The following is a 17355-nucleotide window of genomic DNA, read 5'->3' on the forward strand; positions in this document are numbered from 1 at the left end:
GCGACAGTTGCTGACGTACGAGACGGGTCGACGCATCGGACGCTAGCGCGCCGCAGAACCCGATAGCAGAAACGCCCTAATTGACGCCGCCAGCACGTCCGGCGCAATCACGCCAATCGACATATGGGATCGATCTGGAAGTTCAAGAACCTGAACGTCGCGAAGCTCGCGTTGGATTCGCTCGATGCTCGCACGCCGGAAGGGTGCTGCCGCACTTTGCTCGAAATCACGCACCTTGCGCGCGAGATCCGTGCCGCTCGCATCCTCCGGAAAGAACGACGAGCCGTAAATTGCGAGCGCTGGCGCGCGGACCTTCGAATAATCCCGCTGCCACATCCCAAGCGTCTGATGAAGCGCCGCGAATACCTCGATCGTCGGAACCGGGTCCACGCGCCCATCCGCGTCGATGCGCACGGAATCGCGGAGAAACGCTTCGAGAGCCGGCGTCCATGGCACATCACGGCCGATCCAGGCGGCGTGATACCAGGCCTTCAGCGCGTCGAACGAAGCGAGCGTCTCGGGCTTTGGACTATTCACCGAGAGCATTTCGGTGAAGGCCTTGAAGAACGCCGGGTCGGACCAATCATAGGCGCCTTCGAGATAGACGATCTTCTCAACGCGGTCCGGATAACGGCCCGCGAATTCCGTCACCTCGTTGCCGCCCATCGACCAGCCGAGAAAGTTGGCTCGCTCGATTTTCAAGTTGTCGAGCAGGTGCACCAGATCCCCGACGAGAGCGTTGGAATCGTATGGCCCAACCGGAGCTTCGGATTGCCCGTGCCCGCGTCGCGCGTATGCGATGACATGAAACCGGTCGCGCAACAGCGGCGCAAGCTCATCGAAAATATGCGGACTGTTGGCGATGCCGTGGATCAAGATCAGCGGCGGACCATCGCCGCCCCAATCCAGATAGTTCAAGCGTACGCCATCGCCCTCGGCGAACCCTGAGCGATGCGGCGATACATCCGCATCCTGAGCTTGTACCTGCTCGTGCGTGGCGCCGCCTTGAGCCTTGCCGTCCATATTTCCAATCCCGAACAGAACAACAGCGATGAGACCGCCGAACAGAAGCTTAAACTTTGAAATAAAGCCCATCATGCTCCGCAGCCGAAGTCGCGCTCCCGAAAGTATCGCTCGTCCGACGATCATCAGACGGCAACCCTGAACGAATGCTCAACACTCGGTTCTGCGACTGTTTTTGTTTGCGATCGGACAAGTTTCTCGCCCCCGGATGAGCTATGTTGCACATCCGATTCCGCCGCATGAGAATGAACCTATGCTTTCAGACGATGTTTACCGCGACCGCCTGGAAAAGACGCTCGTCGAGCTTGAATCCTGGGCAAACGAAACGCGCGCCAGCGCCGATATCGCCATCATCGCTTCGGACAAATATTGGCGGATGGCCGTCTTGCCGTTCCTGCCCAGCGCCTGCCCGTTCGAACTCCTGATCAAAGCCGATCAGACGTTCGATCTCGTGCTCAATGGCGAAGTCTATGAAAGCCATCCGGTCGAACGCTTCGACTTGTTTCCGAAACTCGCGGCGGCCATCGCCGCTGGCCACGTGGAGCGCATCGAGACGCGAAATTCGCAGACCGGAATCCTGATCGACGTTGCAACACGCGTCGAACTCGCCTCCGGCTGGGACTGGACCGGAAGCCGCAGAGTTCTGCAACGATTCGTCCGCCCGCTCGAAGCGCACGAGGAACGCGAGACCCATCGCTTCCTGTCTTACAAGCGCTAGGCAGCCGTCAGCCGGCCGAGCCGCTTCACCGCAACGATGTCTCCCGACGCTTTCTTGGTGCGCTGCGCCGCCTCATGAAGCGGCTCGATCGCGACCTGCATATGGTGCGCGTTGGCGTGAACCATCAGCACGCTGTCGATCATGATGCCGACGTGGCCCTTCCAAAAAACAAGATCGCCCCGCGTCAGTCCGTCGAGGTCGTCATCGACCGGAACGCTTTCGCCGAGTTCCGCCTGCTGCATGTCGGTATCGCGCGGCGCGACGATGCCCGCTGCAAGCAGCGACGTTTGGACAAGGCCCGAGCAATCGAGCCCGATGTGCGTCCGTCCACCCCACAGATAAGGCATGCCGACATACCGTTCCGCGATCTCGACGAAATCACGCGTATTCCGATCGAGCGACACCGCGTGCCGCGCATAGACGTAAGCGCCACCTTCGAGTTCCAGAAACCGCTCGTCCCCGGCGCTGACCGTCAGTAATGCGTTCATCGCGAGATAAAGCAGCGGCGGCGATTTGATGTCCGGCGCGCCATAGACGAACGTCCCGAGACTATGAATCTTATGCGTCGCACGCGCCGTGCCCCGCCGCAACGCATCCGCCGGCACATATCCGACGTATCCATCGCGGACGAGCTGCACCCACGCCCATCCGCTTGCCTCATCGAAAATCGTAACCTGCTCGCCGAACAGCGCCTCAGTCTCGAATCCATGAGCGGGGTCCGGAAGCTTCCTGAGCGGCACGGAGCTTCGCGCGACAACAGCCGGTTCGCCCGCAACATAGCGATCGGCTTTGACGGCGCCCTCCAGCGCTTTCGCCGCGAGATCGCTGCGAAAAGCGTTCCGTCTCGGATCGAGAGCGCCGGATGCGAGCTTCGGAACCTTGGCCGTCACGACGCCAACTCCCGCTTGAGATATTCCATCACCGCGCGCGCCGTTTGCGGCTCTCCGCCTTTGGGTCCGAGCGGCCGCGCCGCCGGTCGCCAACCATAGAGATCGAAGTGAGCGAAACGGCGCGCCTTGCCGACAAAGCGCTTGAGAAACAGCGCCGCCGTAATGGCTCCGGCGAACGGCGACTCCCAGACGTTGTTCATGTCGGCGATATCGCTGTCGAGGTGACGGCGATAACCGCTCCAGAGCGGCATCCGCCACAGCGGATCACCGATCGATGCCGCAAGCGGCGGCAGAGCATGTCCGAGTTGCTCGTCATCGGTGAAGAACGCCGGGAGATCTGGTCCCAGCGCACTGCGCGCCGCACCGGTCAGCGTCGCGAACACAAAAATGCTGTCCGGCTCGTCGCTGTCGGCGAGCGCCAAAGCATCGGCAAGAACGAGACGGCCTTCCGCATCCGTGTTGCCGATCTCGACGCTCAGACCCGCGCGGCTCTTCAGGATATCGCCGGGACGGAACGCATCTCCGCTGATCGAATTCTCAGCCGTCGGAATGAGCACACGCAGCCGGCACTTCAGCCCCTGCCCCATGATCATGTGCGCCAGCGCGAGCGCCGTCGCAGCGCCGCCCATGTCCTTTTTCATCAGCAGCATCGCGCTTGCGGGCTTGATGTCGAGACCGCCGGTGTCGAACGTGATGCCCTTGCCGACGAGCGTGATCTTCGGCGCGCTTGCTGGCCCCCACGTCAGATCGATCAGACGCGGCGAACGCGGACTGGCCCGCCCCACGGCATGAATCATGGGAAAATTCTGCGCCAGCAAATCGTCGCCGGTCACGACCGAAACGGCCGCGCCGTGACGGGCTGCAAGCTCACGCGCCGCCGCTTCGATGTCGGCAGGCCCCATGTCGGAAGCCGGCGTATTGATGAGATCGCGCCCGAACCAGACCGCCTCGGCGGTGTTGATCACCGGCGCAGAGCTGGCACCCGCAACGCGCAGCTTCGCACGCTCGCCCGCCTTGTCTTTCTTCCGGTAGCGCGAAAACGAATATCCTCCGAGCGCCCACGCCAGTTCGGCAAGATCGCTCGTCCCGCCGTCAGAGGCCAGACGGTACGTCCCTGCGGGAAGACTGGCCGCCAGCAATCCGGTGAGCAATTCGGAAGGCCCGCTCGGCTCGCCCTGCTGCCCGTCTCCAAGACCGAGGACAACGGAACCGATGCCTCCACCGGCGTCCGGCAACAGCAGATGCCGTTTCGCCGCGCCCGAAAATTTCTGCGCCGCAAGCCACGCCTTTTGCTGATCGCTGAAACCGCCGACCGGGCCGGGCTCGGCCGACGACGCAAAATAGATCGGTATGTCGCTGGCCTCAGCTGCACCCGTTGCGAAAACCTCTTTTGCCGACCAGGCTGTTGTCTCGACCATCATTCCTCTCGCAAGCACGTCACGTTCATAAGCATCCACCAGAGTCCGCTCGCTGCCGCAAGCCAGCCTGACTCTGAGTTGCATCAGCTATAACTTACAGAGAGTGAAACTTAAGCGTTTATTGACGCCTGACCCAGAAACTAACCGTCATGCAGATTCGCCGGAATTGGACCGCGAACGCCGGCAGACGGAGACAGAAATGACGCGCACCGAGCGCCCCCGCCCCACCTCAGTCGAAACATCCGCCTGCAAACGCATTGGCGTGGTCGCCGCTCTGTCCGCGTCGCTGCTGCTCGGCGCCTGCTCCGCTTCACCGAGCCTGCTGCAAGACGTCGCTCTGAAGTCGGATAAGACGGAAAGCACGGACGGCCCCGCGGCCGCTCCCCAGACGGAGCTTCAGAAAGCCACCGTCTACTGGGGTAAAGAGTTCGCGAAGAAGCCGACGGAGCTGCAGCCCGCCATCAACTACGCGAAAAACCTGAAGGCGCTCGGCGAAAAGCAGAAAGCGCTGTCCGTTCTCGAACAGGCGAGCGTGTTCCACGCCAACGATCCGCAACTGACCAGCGAGTACGGCCGCCTGGCCCTGGAACTCAATCAGGTCAACATGGCGGGCCAACTTCTTGCGGCAGCCGATGATCCGACGAGACCGGACTGGCGCGTCGTCTCGGCGCGCGGAACGGTTCTGGCCAAGCAGGGCAAATACGCCGAAGCGATTCCCTTCTATGAGCGCGCGCTCGCCCTTTCGCCCGACAATCCCGGCGTCATGAACAACTTGGCGATGGCCAATGCGATGATGGGCAATCCCAAGAAAGCCGAGCAGATCCTGCGCCAAGCCGCCGCCTCTCCGACCGCGGCACCGAAGGTTCGCGAAAACCTTGCACTCGTCCTTGGCCTTCAGGGCCGCTACGACGAATCCAAATCGGTCGCATCGAGCGTGACCGATTCCGACACAGCCACGTCCAACACCAATTATCTGAAGCAGCTCGTCAAACTCGAGCCGAAGAGCGAAATGCCCGATGCATCGAGCTTCATGGCGCAAACCTCCGTTGAGCCGGTGACGGCGCCTCAAGCGAGCCGCCCGACAAGCATCGCGGCCAATGCAACGCCGATGTCCGAAGCGCAGAGCAACTGGCAGCCGGCTAGCGTAACGACGACCTCATCGCTCCGCGGCATGACCCACTGACATCGATCGAGGTGGCGCGCGCAAAGCGCCGCCTTCGCTTTGCATCGATCGAACTGGCTCAAAAACAATGACGCCCCGGTCTTTGCCGACCGGGGCGTTTTATTTTATCCAAACCATTAGCCGCCGCCGGGCTTATTTCGGCATCTGCATGTAGCTGATGCCCGCCGGGCCAAGAATGACGATGAACAGCACGGGCAGGAAGAACACGATCATCGGCACGGTCAGCTTCGGCGGCAGCGCGGCCGCCTTGCGTTCCGCTTCCGACTGACGGATCTCGCGGTTCTCCTTGGCCATCGTGCGCAGTGCCTGTCCGACGGGCGTGCCGTAGCGTTCGGCTTGCACCAGCGCCGTCGTCACGCCTTTGACGCCCGGAAGTCCGGTGCGCTTTGCAAGATTTTCATACGCCTGCCTGCGGTCCTGCAGATACGAAAGTTCCGCCGTCGTCAGCGCCATTTCTTCGGCAAGCTCGATCGACTGGTTGGCGATCTCCTTGCCGACCTTGGAGAACGCCGCCTCGACCGACATGCCCGACTGCACGCAAATCAGCAGCATGTCGAGCGCATCGGGAAACGCCTGCTTGATCGACGTCTGCCGCTTTTGCACGCGGTTGGAGATGAACACGTTCGGCAGATAGAAGCCGAGAAAACCTGCGCCGAGCGCGATGCCGACATTCACAATCGGCGCATGGCCCGTGTCGTAGAGAAAGAAAACGTAAAACAGAGCCAGAAAGAAAATGATGATTGGAGCCGCAACCCGGAAAAACAGGAACGTCACGATGTTCGCTTGTCCGCGAAGTCCGGCCCGCTTCAAATTTTCGCGGATTTCGTCGTTATCGAAGCGCTCGCGCAACTTAAGTTCATCGACGATGCGCTGCATAAATCCCTTGGCCGTCGGACGCAGTTTGGTCGACGGGCGATCCTTGGAACTCATTTCCGCGAGGCGCGCCGAGCGCATCTTGCTGCGCTCCACCGCCATCTCCTTCATACGGCGGTTCATCTGATCCCGTTGCAGCATCGGCAGCGCGATCGACAGCACGGTCGCAAAAACGCAGACCGCGGCGAGCATCGTCGCCACGAAATGCGGGTTCATCATCGTCTCGACGAAAGCCGTCATTGAATCACCGCCGGCGCACTCGCCGAATGAAAGTTCAGCCTAGAATTTGAAGTTGATCATCTTCTTCATGACGAGCACGCCGAACGTCATCCAGGTCGCGCCGAGCGCCACCATGAAACGCCCTGGCGTCGTCGTGAAAAGCGGCGTCATGTAGCCGGGCGACGACATGTAGACCATGAACATCACGCCCGGCGGCAGCGAAGCGAGCACCATCGCCGAGGCCTTCGCTTCCGCCGACAGCGCCTTCACCTTCAGCGCCAGCATTTGTCGGTCTCGCAGAACGCCCGAAAGGTTGCTGAGCGCTTCCGACAGGTTGCCGCCCGCCTGCTGCTGGATCGCAATGACGATCGTCAGAAAGCGAACTTCCGCGAGCGGCATCCGGTCGTACATGCGGTCAAGCGCGTCGGCGAGCGGCACGCCAAGGCGCTGCTGTTCCATGACGCTGCGGAATTCGCCAGCCAAAGGCTCCGGGCTTTCGCGCGCGATCACCTGCAAGCATTCATTCAGCGGAAGCCCCGATTTCACGCCGCGCACGACGACGTCGATCGCATTCGCAAGGTGAGACGAAAACTTGAATTGCCGGCGCTTCGTCAACTTGGCGAGCACCCACCGCGGAATTCCGAACCCGCCGACGAACAGCGCGACGACGGTGGCGGCGATCGGGAGGTTCAGAAAGTTGAAGCACAGTCCGCCGAGCACGATGCCGACGATCGCACTGCCGATATAGAAGTCGCGCGGCGTCCACTTCACCCCGGCGCGCTCCAGGCGCAGGCCCATGGTGATCTTTTTCTTGGCGTTCTGCCGGTCTTCCATTTCCTTCAAAGTGTCAGCAACGGACTTCTTGCGGCTGCTTTGAATTTCGGAAAGAGCCCCGCCGACCTTGCGGCTGCGGCCCGCCACGCTCTCGAGGCGCTTATCCTTCTCGCGATCGCCGGAGAAATACGGATATGCCAGCGCGTAAATGCCGCCGGCGAACGCCAGCGCCGCGAGCAAAGGAACAATAACCCTCAACAGCTCATGACTATCCATGGCGATCACCCGAACCTCCGAGATCGTCGTCGACTTCGGCAGCGGCCAGCGCCAGCGCGAGCCGTTCCGTCTCGCCGTAGTATTCAGCACGGTCCCAGAAACGCGGGCGCGCAATGCCGGTCGAGCGATGCCGCCCGGTGAGCTTTCCGTGCGCGTCCTCGCCGGTGATCTCGTACACGAGCAGGTTCTGCAGCGTGATCGTCTCTTCTTCCATGCCGAGAACTTCGGTGATGTGCGTGATCTTGCGGGAACCGTCACGCAGACGCGACGCCTGCACGATCACGTCGACCGATCCGCAGATCATTTCGCGAATGGTTTTGATCGGCAGCGCATAGCCGCCCTGCATGATCATGGATTCGAGACGGCTCAATGCTTCGCGCGGGCTGTTGGCGTGCAGCGTTCCCATCGATCCGTCGTGACCCGTATTCATCGCCTGAAGAAGATCGAAAGCTTCAGGTCCACGGACTTCGCCGACGATGATCCGCTCCGGACGCATACGCAGACAGTTCTTGATCAGATCGCGCATCCGGATTTCGCCCTCGCCTTCGATGTTCGGCGGGCGCGTCTCGAGACGCACGACATGCGGCTGCTGCAGCTGAAGTTCAGCCGAGTCTTCGCACGTGATGATACGCTCGTCGTTGTCGATCGAGCCGGTCAGACAATTGAGCAGAGTCGTCTTGCCGGAGCCCGTGCCGCCCGAGATGACGACGTTGCAGCGGACTCGTCCGATAATTTCGAGGATGGTCTTTGCTTCGGGCGTGATCGAGCCGAACTTGACCAGCTGCTCTAGCTTGAGCCGGTCCTTCTTGAACTTTCGGATTGTGAGCGCCGGTCCGTCGATCGCAAGCGGCGGCGCGATGACGTTGACGCGAGAGCCGTCGGGAAGTCGGGCGTCGCAAATCGGGCTCGACTCGTCCACCCGGCGGCCGACCTGGCTGACGATGCGCTGGCAGATATTCATCAGCTGCTGGTTATCGGCGAAGCGAACACTGGTCTTCTGCACCTTGCCCGCGACTTCGATGAACGTCGTCGAAGCCCCGTTGACCATGATGTCGGCGATGTCGTCGCGCGCCAGCAGCGGCTCGAGCGGTCCATAGCCCAGGACGTCGTTGCAGATATCTTCGAGGAGCTCTTCCTGCTCCGCGATCGACATGACGACGTTTTTGACCTGAATGATCTCGCTGACGATGTCGCGAATTTCTTCGCGTGCCGCGACCGCATCGAGCTTCGCGAGCTGCGTCAGATCGATGGTATCGATCAGGGCATTAAAGACGGTCGTTTTGACGTCGTAATATTCTTCCGAATGCCTGCGGTTCACTTCGACCGGCGGCTCCGGACGTGGCTGCGCTGCCGGCGCCGGCTGACGCGCTTGTGGCGGCGCCTTGATCTCGGGCGGGGCAACAGGCGGCGCCGCTGGCACGACCTGCGGATCGCTCCTTTTCGTGGACGCCGGATCGTTTGAACGCCTACCGAACATAGCGAATCCTTAGCGCTTCAACTTGAGCTTCTCGATGAGGGGGCCAAGCGCCGCCAACGCCGGATTGCGCTTATCGGCTTTGGCTTCCTTGCGTCCCGTGATCTTCATCGCGATGTCGTGGAATTTCTCCACGGCCTTCGCTTTAGGGCTGAATTCTTCCAGCATCTGACCGTTGTTCGATGCCTGGCTGAACGATTCAGGATCGTAGTCGATGACGGCCATCACCTTGCTGTCGAGCGCCTGCTCGAACTCCTTGATCGTGATTTCCTGCCGCTTCGGCGTGTTCGCCATGTTGAGGATCAGAAGCGGCTGATTATCGTTCTTGCGCGATGTCTTCAGCAAATCGACGATGTTCTTCGCGTTCCTGAGATTTGCGAGATCGGGCACCGCCGTAATCACGACCTGATCCGCCTGCAGCAGAACGCGCTTCGACCACGGCGACCAGCCGTGCGGCAAGTCGACGGCAACCAGCGGCACGTTCTGGCGCACGATGTCGAGAACGGTATCGCAGGCTTCCGGCGAAATTTCGTAGTCGCGATCGATGACGACCGGCGCCGCGAAGATCGACAGATGCTCGGAGCATTTGGTCATCAACCGGTCGAGCAGCTGATCGTCGAGACGCTCCGGCGCAGCAAGCGCTTCCGCGATGCCCTGCACGGGATCCTGATTGAAATCGAGCCCTGTCGTACCGAACGCGAGATCGAGATCGGCGATCGCAACGTCCGTCTTCAAGATCTCCGACATCGTCCAGCCGACGTTATGGCAGACCGTCGAGGAGCCGACGCCGCCCTTGGCGCCGACGAAAGCAAACACGTGCCCGACCGGATCGGTTTCCGGATTGTTGTAGAGATTGGAAATGCTCTCCATCACCGCGAGCGGATCGACCGGCGCAACGAGATATTCGCCGACGCCGCGCTTCAGAAGCTCGCGATAAAGCATCACGTCGTTCTGGCGTCCGATGACGACGACCTTGGTGCCGGGGTCGCAGCTCTCCGCCAGCCGGTCGAGTTCGGCCAGAAGCGAACCGCTGTCGAGCGCGCAATCCAGGATGATGAGATTAGGCGTCGGACTGTCGACATAATGCGAGATGGCGGCGGCGATACCGCCCATGTGCACGCTGACGTGCGCCTTTGAAAGCCGCCGGTCCTCGGCCGCAAACTGGATCGTATTCGCAACGCTCACGTCGTCACAGAACGCCTGGATCGAGATCCGAGGCACGGGCCGCGCACGTTCGCTCGAATATACGTCCTGCCGTTCTCCGTTGTCGGAAAACCCTGGGTCGAATTCAGGCGCAGCTTGCGTATGCTGGGACATCTCGGCTCCAGTTTATTGGCTGATAGGCTTCACGAACGTTACTTTTTCGTCCGACGCACCGAGCGTTTCGCCCTTCACGTACTTCTCGTACATCTTGAAGCGGCGATTGGCGTCGCTCGGCGTCATCGTGCGCGGTCCGAGCAGGTCGGCGGGATTGGAAACCATCGCCGCCAGATTGCGCTGCGACGAGCAGCCAAAATTGGGATAGGGCGTGTTTTGGTACGTGCGCGCCAGATTCTCGGACCAGTCGCGGCCGCACTCGGGACCTTCCGCAACATAGCGCAGATACGAAATGCGCAACGGCGCATCGCGCCCGCTCGCATGATAGGCTTCGTTCGCGATCGAAGAATCCGCATAGCCGCCGCCAAGCATCAGCCGTCGCGCATCGCTGGCCGCATCCATCGCCGCCGCCTCGTTCGCCGAACCGGCGGGTGCCGAGATGACAAACCGGCTATTACCGGCGTCGCTCGCTCTATGGCGATCGATGAAGTCGATGACACGGCTGCGCTGCGATGGCGTCAGCCCCTCGGAACCGGCCGCGACATGCAGATTGAGAACGGCGGGTTGCTGCGAGACCAGGATCGGATGGCGCTGCTCGGGATCGATCAGCTGCCAGCCCGCCACCTGCGGACCAACCCGATCATGTTCGCAGCCTGCCATCGCAATCGGCAGACACGCAATGATCAGCATTCTCGTAAGCCCGCGTCGTGCCTTGGCCGGTCCGCGGAGTATCGTCTTTTGCATCTGCATGATGTTTCTCCGGAACCGGTTATTCGACGATGAATCCGTAGTCGCCCTTCAGGCCACCCGACGGTTGAACTTCGCTCTTTCCGTAGATGCGGTTGAGGTGGCCGAGGAAATCGGCCTTGAGATCCGTCGCCGGGTACAATCCGTCCGTCGGCGCCGAAAGCTGCTGGCGCGCCACGGGCTGCACGAGATACGGCGTGACGATGACCACCAGCTCCGATTCATCATTCTGGAAATCGCGGCTGCGGAAGAGCGTCCCGAGGATCGGGATATCCTTCGCTCCGGGAAGTCCGTCGATGTTCTGCTGCGTCTTGGTCGAGATCAGGCCCGCCAGCGCCAGCGAACCGCCAGACGGAAGTTCGACGACGGTCTTTGCCTGCCGGGTGTCGAAGACGGGATTGCCGGCGACGTACTGCGAGATATCGCTGACGCTCGTATCAATCTTGAGGCTGATGCGGCCTTCCGTCAGCACCACCGGCGTGAAGGCGAGCTGCACACCGAACTTCTTGAACGCAACGGCGGAAACACCGGTCTGCGTGTCGACACCGGTGACGTAAGGAACTTCGCCGCCCGCGAGGAATTCCGCCGGTTCGCCCGAGATCGCGGTCAGGTTCGGCTCCGCCAATGTCTTGATCAGACCATCGCGCTCAAGCGCGCGAACCGCCGACTGGATGTTATTGCGGCTGTTGCCCCAACCGGACACGATACCGCTGTTGCCGAATGCGCCCGTTGCCGGACCAGGATTGAACGCGCAGATGTGACCGACAGCACACGCCGCGCTCGCGGCGGTGCCGACGCCGAACGTCGGCAGCGATCCGAGACCTTGCGCGGTCGAAATCGGAAACGAGTTTTCGGTGAGAAGCGTCGTCGAGAAGCTGCCGGACGACAGCACGCCGCCGAGGTTGACGCCGAGCTGCTTCAAGAGTGTCCGTTTGACTTCGGCGACGGTGACCTTGAGCATCACCTGCTCTTCCGCCTCGACTGTCAGCAGATTGATGACGGATTTGACGTCGTCGGGGTCCTTGACATCGCCGGACTTGCCTTGCTGGCCGGCACCGCTGCTCGTGAGACTGACGTTCGACGCCCAGTTGGCGATCATCTGGCTCATGAACTGCGCCGCAATCCGCGATGCGCGCGCGGAATCCGACGGGCTCTTCACCCGCCCGGTCAGAATCGCGGTTTGATTGAGCGTTTCGACCTTGATCTCGGAACCCGGAATAACCCGCCGCAACAGCATTTCGAGCCCGTCGCCTTCCTGGTCGACGTTGAGTTCGATGAGCGCGAGTTGCTCGCCCTTGTTCGAGAAGAAGAAGGCGTTCGATTGCCCCGGAGCTTTGCCGAGCAAAAACACCCGGTTCGAACTGAGAACCACCGCGTCGACGACGGCCGGATTCGATGCCATCACGTCGCGCACGCCGTTCGGGAACTCGATGAGAACGGATTTTCCCAGCCCGATCTTGATGCTCTTGCGAACCGGAAGGCCTTCCGACTCTGAAATTCTTACGATCGATTGCGTGTTCTTGCTGAACTCCGGGTCGCCCCTGTCAGCGCGCACCGATAGGCGGTCAGCCGCACGCGGCTGCGCCGACGTCGGCGCAACCGATGTCAACACAGCGGCAAAAACCATGATCGCGCGTGCGGCCGCGCGCCATGGAAATCCAATTTCAGATCGCATGAGCTTCCCGCCTTTATGACGACTACTGACTGACCAACTCAGTTCACGCCATACACACGCGACTTGGCACCGTAACGAACAATACGCACCGAATTGTTTTGCGGTTTGTTGAGATCGAGATTGCCCGCCCGCTCGGGGTCGGAACTCAAATCTGCAACGCTACGCAAGGAGAGAGTGATCTCTCCCATCGAATTCGCGAGCGCCATCATTTCCGCCTGCTTGGGCATCAACTCCAGCGTCGCTGTCGAAGCGGAAATGTCCGCCGATTTCTTGCCGTCCTTGGTTTCGATCTGCTGACCGATCGCCATCACCCGCACATTGCGGAACAGCGTGTCCGCGACGGTCTCCTCCTGGCCGTTGCGGCCCCGGACATGACGGATGAGGATCACGTCGACATGATCGTTCGGAAGAATGAGGCTGCCGGCTGCCGTCTCGGCTTTGATCTTGGTGGAGATGGCGCGCATGCCTTGCGGCAGGATCGCCGCGAGCACTCCGCCTTGGCCGGCCTTGATCAGCTTCTGAGTCGTGACGGGCTCACCGGAAAGAATAGCCGACCGCGCAACCGCGCCGGTAAACTCGTGCACTTTCCCCGGACCGCTGTTCGCCTTCGTCACATAGTCGGGCGTAACCGCGCTCTTTGGCCAGGTCGCCCAATGAAAATTGCCTTCATTGACGATTTGCCCGACCGAGATATCGGTGGCGGCCACGAGGACTTCCGTGCTGTCGACGTGCTTTTCGACCGTCACGGGCGCGGGCGGCGTCATGAATGCGCTTGCGATGTAATAAGCGAGCGCCGCCGCAGCAAACGCTACGGAGAAACCGACAAGTTGTGCCCGCTTCATTGCGCCGTAAATCCTTCAGCTCAGGGTTCTCACTCCTGCGCCGATACTGTCGGACAAACGTCAATGCGAGGTTAACCGCCGTTTCAGAAAGACGTGCGCGGGCAACAGTTGCAGCTCCAATCAGGGGCCGCCAAACAGCCGCGATAACAAGAGCCTACGCTCAGACCGGCAGCATTCGGAACAATTCGGTTGCGGGGAACACCGTCAACCCCGATGCCGCGATCGCGATTCCGTAAGGTACCGGGCCGCCTGACATGTGCAGACGCTGCGCCCATTCGGGTAACGGCCAGGCATCAGCCGGCACCATGCGCCGATAGCTCAGGATCACCAGACAGAGGATGCCGCCGAACAAAGTCGTGTATGCAATGAAGGGGAGAACCTGCGCGGAGCCCATCCAAAGCGCCCCGGCCGCCATGAGTTTGGCATCGCCGCCGCCAAGCAGATGGAAGGCAAACAGCGCGAACGTGAGAAGCAGCACCCCGAGCGCGCAGACGACGTGCATCCCGAAAGTCTCGAGCGGCATTCGCGTCAGAAGCGCTAGCCCGACGAAGCCACCAATCAGCGCAAGTGAGATAACGTTCGGAATTCTCATCGTGAAAAGGTCGTTCGCCGCAGCAAACGCCATAGCAATCGGGAAGATCGCCACGAGAAGAAAAGTCAGCACCGACATTATTTACACCTGCACCAGAAGCACGACCGCTGACGGATTATGACGAAACTCGGTAAAGGCCGGCCTAACGCAGTGTTGGTGCGCCGGCGCTCGATTATTTGATGGAGCTGAACCCCGCTACGACGGATTCGAAGACGTTGACTAGAGATCCCCTGACCCCCATCAGCGCACCGACGATCGCAATGCTGACGATGCTTGCGATCAGTGCGTATTCGATCGAGGTTGCCCCATTCTCGTCGGCTGCAAATTCACGGACGCTGGAAGGCAGCATTGCATACCCCTGATAAAAAAGCGCGCTCGAAGAACTCGTCTCCGAGCGCGCTCAATGCACTTTGATAATAGGCTAACGCAAATAAGAGTTGATCAGCCGCCAGACTTATTTACCTGTCAGCGCGTCATCAACTTTCTGGAAGGTACCGCTGAGGCTGGTACCGACTTGAGTAAGAATCGTAACGAGGGCGACGCCGATGAGAGCAGCGATCAAGCCGTATTCGATGGCCGTTGCACCCGACTCATCGTTCATGAAACGCGAAAAAATGTTCATTGGTTTGTTCCGATCTACGCTAAAACTTTTTATCGATCCCGTTCCTCGGGAGAGGTTTGTCCTCGCCGCTGAACTAACGGGGACTGTAGATTGGAAAAATTAAAGTCAGGTAAAACGCGCCAAGCCGCACTTTGCCGACAAATAAACAAATATTATCCAATGCTTTTCTCCGAGAATACAAGTTTAAAACGTCGCACATCGCCTATTTGTACATCGATCAGAACGAACAAAAGAAAATAATACGTGGAAGTATAAGTTAATACTGTACTTACAAAAGTATTTCGCGAAATATTGCCAAGTATATTTCAAAGGACTCGCGGACAGACCCCTTTGACCAAACATCGGAATATCTCCTCCGATCTTCCCACTTTTGCTGCAACGCTCTCCCGCGGACAGACTATCTCGCCCGCCGAATTAACCACCGGCTTTATCCGCTCCGGGGCCGTTCGAACGCGGCAGTCCCACAATGCCGCAGATCGGAACGCCCGTTTGCAGTTCCTTCACCATTTGATGAGCTTATGGCAGGCGGGAGCTTTGAAAGGACCGCGCCGGATGCATCGTGGAGCAGAAAAATTTGCGTCATCTATCGCCGGCAGCATTCTACGCACGGGTATCGTCGCAGCGATCTCGGCACTTTCAGCCGCTGGCGCATCGGCCGGCGACTTGATTGTCCGCTACGACCAATCGCAGCTTCTGCATCTTCCCCGCCCTGCCAGTGAGGTCATCGTCGGCAATCCGTCGATTGCCGACGTCACGCTTCAGGATGGAAATTTGCTCGTCGTCACCGGCAAGACGTTCGGCATCACCAACGTCATCGCTCTCGATGCCGCTCATAATGTCATCCAAGACCAACGCGTGATGGTCGAACGCGACGACACCAGGACCGTCAATCTGCACAAAGGCAGCACGCGCTTTACATACGCATGCACGCCAAACTGCGAACCGACTCTCACGATTGGCGACGACAAGGACTTCTTTGGAGCGGTCCAGACGGCCAATACTCAGAAGACGAAGTTCTCTGAAGGCTCGTCGGATTCCTCAGGCAGCGCGAATAGCCAGCAATAAAAGAAACAGTAAACGAGGTCGACCACAACGCCAGGGTCCAGTCCCCTTGGCGTGTACGGACGCTTTCACGATTGCTCAACCATCAGCGACGAAATCCCGTCCGATAAATACCACCTTAATCCGCGCTAATTTATTTAGTGGCCGTTATCATCAACGGTCGCGAGAATTCTATGCCCACAGCGCGCAGAATGGGTTTTCTTCCCCACTCGTTACGATTCAATCGTTTGCTGCGGCGTTGGACATCAGACGATCGCGGCTCGACGGCTTTGGAATTCTCGAGCGTCGCCATTCCATTCCTGATGTTCATATTGGGCTTCATCGGCTGCGCGATTTATTTCTTTATCTCGAACTCGCTTGAAAAAGGCATGGATCAGACAAGCCGGCTGATTCGCACGGGCGAAGCCGTCTCCAAAAAGATGACGGTCAACCAGTTCAAGCAAAGCATCTGCGATGGCGCGGGCTCTTGGATCGACTGCAACAAGTTGCAGATCGACACGGTTCATTGCGACAGTTGGAGTGCTTTGTCCGATGGCGGAAGCGGCACCTGCACGCCGTACAAACCAAAGCCCTGCATCGATAGCAGCGGCGTACCCTTGACGAACTCAGCGCCCGGCACCGATTTGATTGCGATCTACTCGGGAACCGCGAGCGACGTGGTCATCGTGACCGCATGCTACCAATGGGATTTCACCGCGAAGCTGCCGATTATCAAACTCGGCAATATGTCCAACGGCTCGATGATGCTTCAATCAGCAACAGCGTTCCGCAGCGAACCCTATCCCGAAAGCTGAAACAATGCCGTCGACATTTTCACTTGCCGCGCGGATCAAGCTTTACATCCGCACCTTCACATCCGACACGAGCGCGGTGGCAGCCGTCGAGTTCGCCCTTATCGCTCCGCTGTTGATGTTGATGACCTTCGGTACCTTCGAAGTGTCTCGCGCGTTGGTCGCACACAAAAGATTTCAGCGTGCGACCGCCATGATCGGCGACCTCGTCTCGCGCGAAAAGCAGATCGGATCTTCGCTGAGCACCGCGAGCACTACGCTCGACGGCATGCTCGTTTCTGCTCAGCACGCTATGAAGCCGTTTAGTGCCACGCCATTGCAAATTGCGATCACGCAGCTTCGAGCGTCGGCCAGCGACGCGAGCGTGACGAAGGTGGAATGGTCCTGGTCCTATCACAGCATGCCGATCAAAAGCTGTGGCGATACGAAATCGATGCCCGATCAGAACATGATCTCGAAAGGCGACGCTGCGGTCGTCATCGAAGCGAAGTATACCTACGAGCCGCTTCTGGCGAACATTCTGCCTGGGATCACCCAGACAATGGTGTGGTCCGACACAATGTCCTTCGCACCGCGTTGGGGCGCCGTTTACTATGCCCAGGACAAATTGAATACCAAATGCCCGCCAGGAAGCGGTTGAGCCAAAATTATTTGGCGCAAAGCCGAAAAATAGAAAATCATTCTCGCTCCGGCCTGGAAGGCAGAAGCCGCCGCTCATTCGCCGCCGTACGATGGCAGAACGTAGACGGCGCTATCATCAGTTGATAAATATGCTTCCGTTCAGAACGGTTTTTCCTGCCGCATTTCGACATCGAATTATACCGCGTAATCCGCGACGGCAGACTCCACAGAAAATAAA

At 59.7% G+C, this 17355-nt stretch carries 18 protein-coding genes; 5 read left to right on the forward strand and 13 right to left on the reverse strand.

Annotation, left to right across the window (positions count from 1 at the left end; genetic code table 11):
• Positions 1-42 precede the first annotated feature (42 nt).
• Positions 43-1095 (reverse strand): alpha/beta hydrolase, encoded by a 1053-nt coding sequence (locus tag HYPGJ_RS18455; protein WP_052750894.1) that lies wholly within the window; start codon positions 1093-1095, stop codon positions 43-45.
• A 181-nt stretch (positions 1096-1276) separates the two neighbouring features.
• Here HYPGJ_RS18455 and HYPGJ_RS12170 point away from each other — a divergent pair, with 181 nt between their 5' ends.
• Positions 1277-1741 carry a hypothetical protein gene (locus HYPGJ_RS12170; protein WP_046848377.1) on the forward strand — a complete coding sequence of 155 codons (465 nt, stop codon included), beginning with the start codon at positions 1277-1279 and terminating at the stop codon, positions 1739-1741.
• Here the strand turns inward: HYPGJ_RS12170 and HYPGJ_RS12175 are convergent.
• Together HYPGJ_RS12175 and HYPGJ_RS12180 are read right to left on the reverse strand one after the other, a co-directional pair.
• Positions 1738-2631: a C40 family peptidase gene (locus tag HYPGJ_RS12175; protein ID WP_046847389.1), complete on the reverse strand. Its 894-nt coding sequence runs from the start codon at positions 2629-2631 to the stop codon at positions 1738-1740. The genes HYPGJ_RS12170 and HYPGJ_RS12175 overlap by 4 nt on opposite strands.
• On the reverse strand, positions 2628-4049 hold the full coding sequence (locus tag HYPGJ_RS12180; protein WP_046847390.1) for a leucyl aminopeptidase family protein: 1422 nt from the start codon (positions 4047-4049) through the stop codon (positions 2628-2630). The genes HYPGJ_RS12175 and HYPGJ_RS12180 overlap by 4 nt, the downstream gene beginning before the upstream one ends.
• 199 nt (positions 4050-4248) lie before the next feature.
• On the opposite strand from HYPGJ_RS12180, the gene HYPGJ_RS12185 reads away from it, so the two are divergent.
• Positions 4249-5232, forward strand: coding sequence for a tetratricopeptide repeat protein (locus HYPGJ_RS12185; protein WP_046847391.1), 984 nt, complete (start codon positions 4249-4251; stop codon positions 5230-5232).
• 132 nt (positions 5233-5364) lie between these two features.
• On the opposite strand, the gene HYPGJ_RS12190 is transcribed toward HYPGJ_RS12185, so the two are convergent.
• The 10 genes from HYPGJ_RS12190 to HYPGJ_RS12235 form a co-directional block, all read right to left on the reverse strand.
• Positions 5365-6345, reverse strand: a complete 981-nt coding sequence (locus tag HYPGJ_RS12190; protein ID WP_046847392.1) for a type II secretion system F family protein — start codon at positions 6343-6345, stop codon at positions 5365-5367.
• Positions 6346-6384: 39 nt separating this feature from the next.
• Positions 6385-7374, reverse strand: coding sequence for a type II secretion system F family protein (locus tag HYPGJ_RS12195; protein ID WP_046847393.1), 990 nt, complete (start codon positions 7372-7374; stop codon positions 6385-6387).
• Positions 7367-8851, reverse strand: a complete 1485-nt coding sequence (locus tag HYPGJ_RS12200) for a CpaF family protein (protein ID WP_046847394.1) — start codon at positions 8849-8851, stop codon at positions 7367-7369. Before HYPGJ_RS12200 ends, HYPGJ_RS12195 begins: the two co-directional genes overlap by 8 nt.
• 9 nt (positions 8852-8860) lie before the next feature.
• Positions 8861-10165 (reverse strand): hypothetical protein, encoded by a 1305-nt coding sequence (locus HYPGJ_RS12205; RefSeq protein ID WP_046847395.1) that lies wholly within the window; start codon positions 10163-10165, stop codon positions 8861-8863.
• Between the two features lie 12 nt (positions 10166-10177).
• Complete coding sequence (locus HYPGJ_RS12210) at positions 10178-10915, reverse strand: CpaD family pilus assembly protein (RefSeq protein WP_046847396.1); 738 nt, start codon at positions 10913-10915, stop codon at positions 10178-10180.
• 19 nt (positions 10916-10934) lie between these two features.
• Positions 10935-12587, reverse strand: coding sequence for a type II and III secretion system protein family protein (locus HYPGJ_RS12215; protein WP_046847397.1), 1653 nt, complete (start codon positions 12585-12587; stop codon positions 10935-10937).
• 38 nt (positions 12588-12625) lie between these two features.
• Positions 12626-13429: a Flp pilus assembly protein CpaB gene (gene cpaB / locus HYPGJ_RS12220; protein ID WP_046847398.1), complete on the reverse strand. Its 804-nt coding sequence runs from the start codon at positions 13427-13429 to the stop codon at positions 12626-12628.
• Positions 13430-13589: 160 nt separating this feature from the next.
• Positions 13590-14099, reverse strand: a complete 510-nt coding sequence (locus tag HYPGJ_RS12225) for a prepilin peptidase (protein WP_046847399.1) — start codon at positions 14097-14099, stop codon at positions 13590-13592.
• Between the two features lie 94 nt (positions 14100-14193).
• Positions 14194-14370, reverse strand: coding sequence for a Flp family type IVb pilin (locus HYPGJ_RS12230; RefSeq protein ID WP_046847400.1), 177 nt, complete (start codon positions 14368-14370; stop codon positions 14194-14196).
• 105 nt (positions 14371-14475) lie between these two features.
• The gene (locus HYPGJ_RS12235) at positions 14476-14643 is read right to left on the reverse strand and encodes a Flp family type IVb pilin (RefSeq protein WP_046847401.1); all 168 of its coding nucleotides are present in this window, start codon (positions 14641-14643) and stop codon (positions 14476-14478) included.
• A 552-nt stretch (positions 14644-15195) separates the two neighbouring features.
• Here HYPGJ_RS12235 and HYPGJ_RS12240 point away from each other — a divergent pair.
• From HYPGJ_RS12240 to HYPGJ_RS12250, 3 genes are all read left to right on the forward strand, one after another.
• On the forward strand, positions 15196-15708 hold the full coding sequence (locus HYPGJ_RS12240; RefSeq protein WP_046848378.1) for a pilus assembly protein N-terminal domain-containing protein: 513 nt from the start codon (positions 15196-15198) through the stop codon (positions 15706-15708).
• A gap of 188 nt (positions 15709-15896) precedes the next feature.
• Positions 15897-16499 carry a TadE/TadG family type IV pilus assembly protein gene (locus tag HYPGJ_RS12245; protein WP_348270901.1) on the forward strand — a complete coding sequence of 201 codons (603 nt, stop codon included), beginning with the start codon at positions 15897-15899 and terminating at the stop codon, positions 16497-16499.
• Positions 16500-16503: 4 nt separating this feature from the next.
• Positions 16504-17136, forward strand: coding sequence for a TadE/TadG family type IV pilus assembly protein (locus tag HYPGJ_RS12250; RefSeq protein WP_046847402.1), 633 nt, complete (start codon positions 16504-16506; stop codon positions 17134-17136).
• The last annotated feature ends 219 nt before the right edge of the window (positions 17137-17355 follow it).

Source organism: Hyphomicrobium sp. GJ21, from assembly GCF_001006785.1.
Taxonomy (GTDB): domain Bacteria; phylum Pseudomonadota; class Alphaproteobacteria; order Rhizobiales; family Hyphomicrobiaceae; genus Hyphomicrobium_B.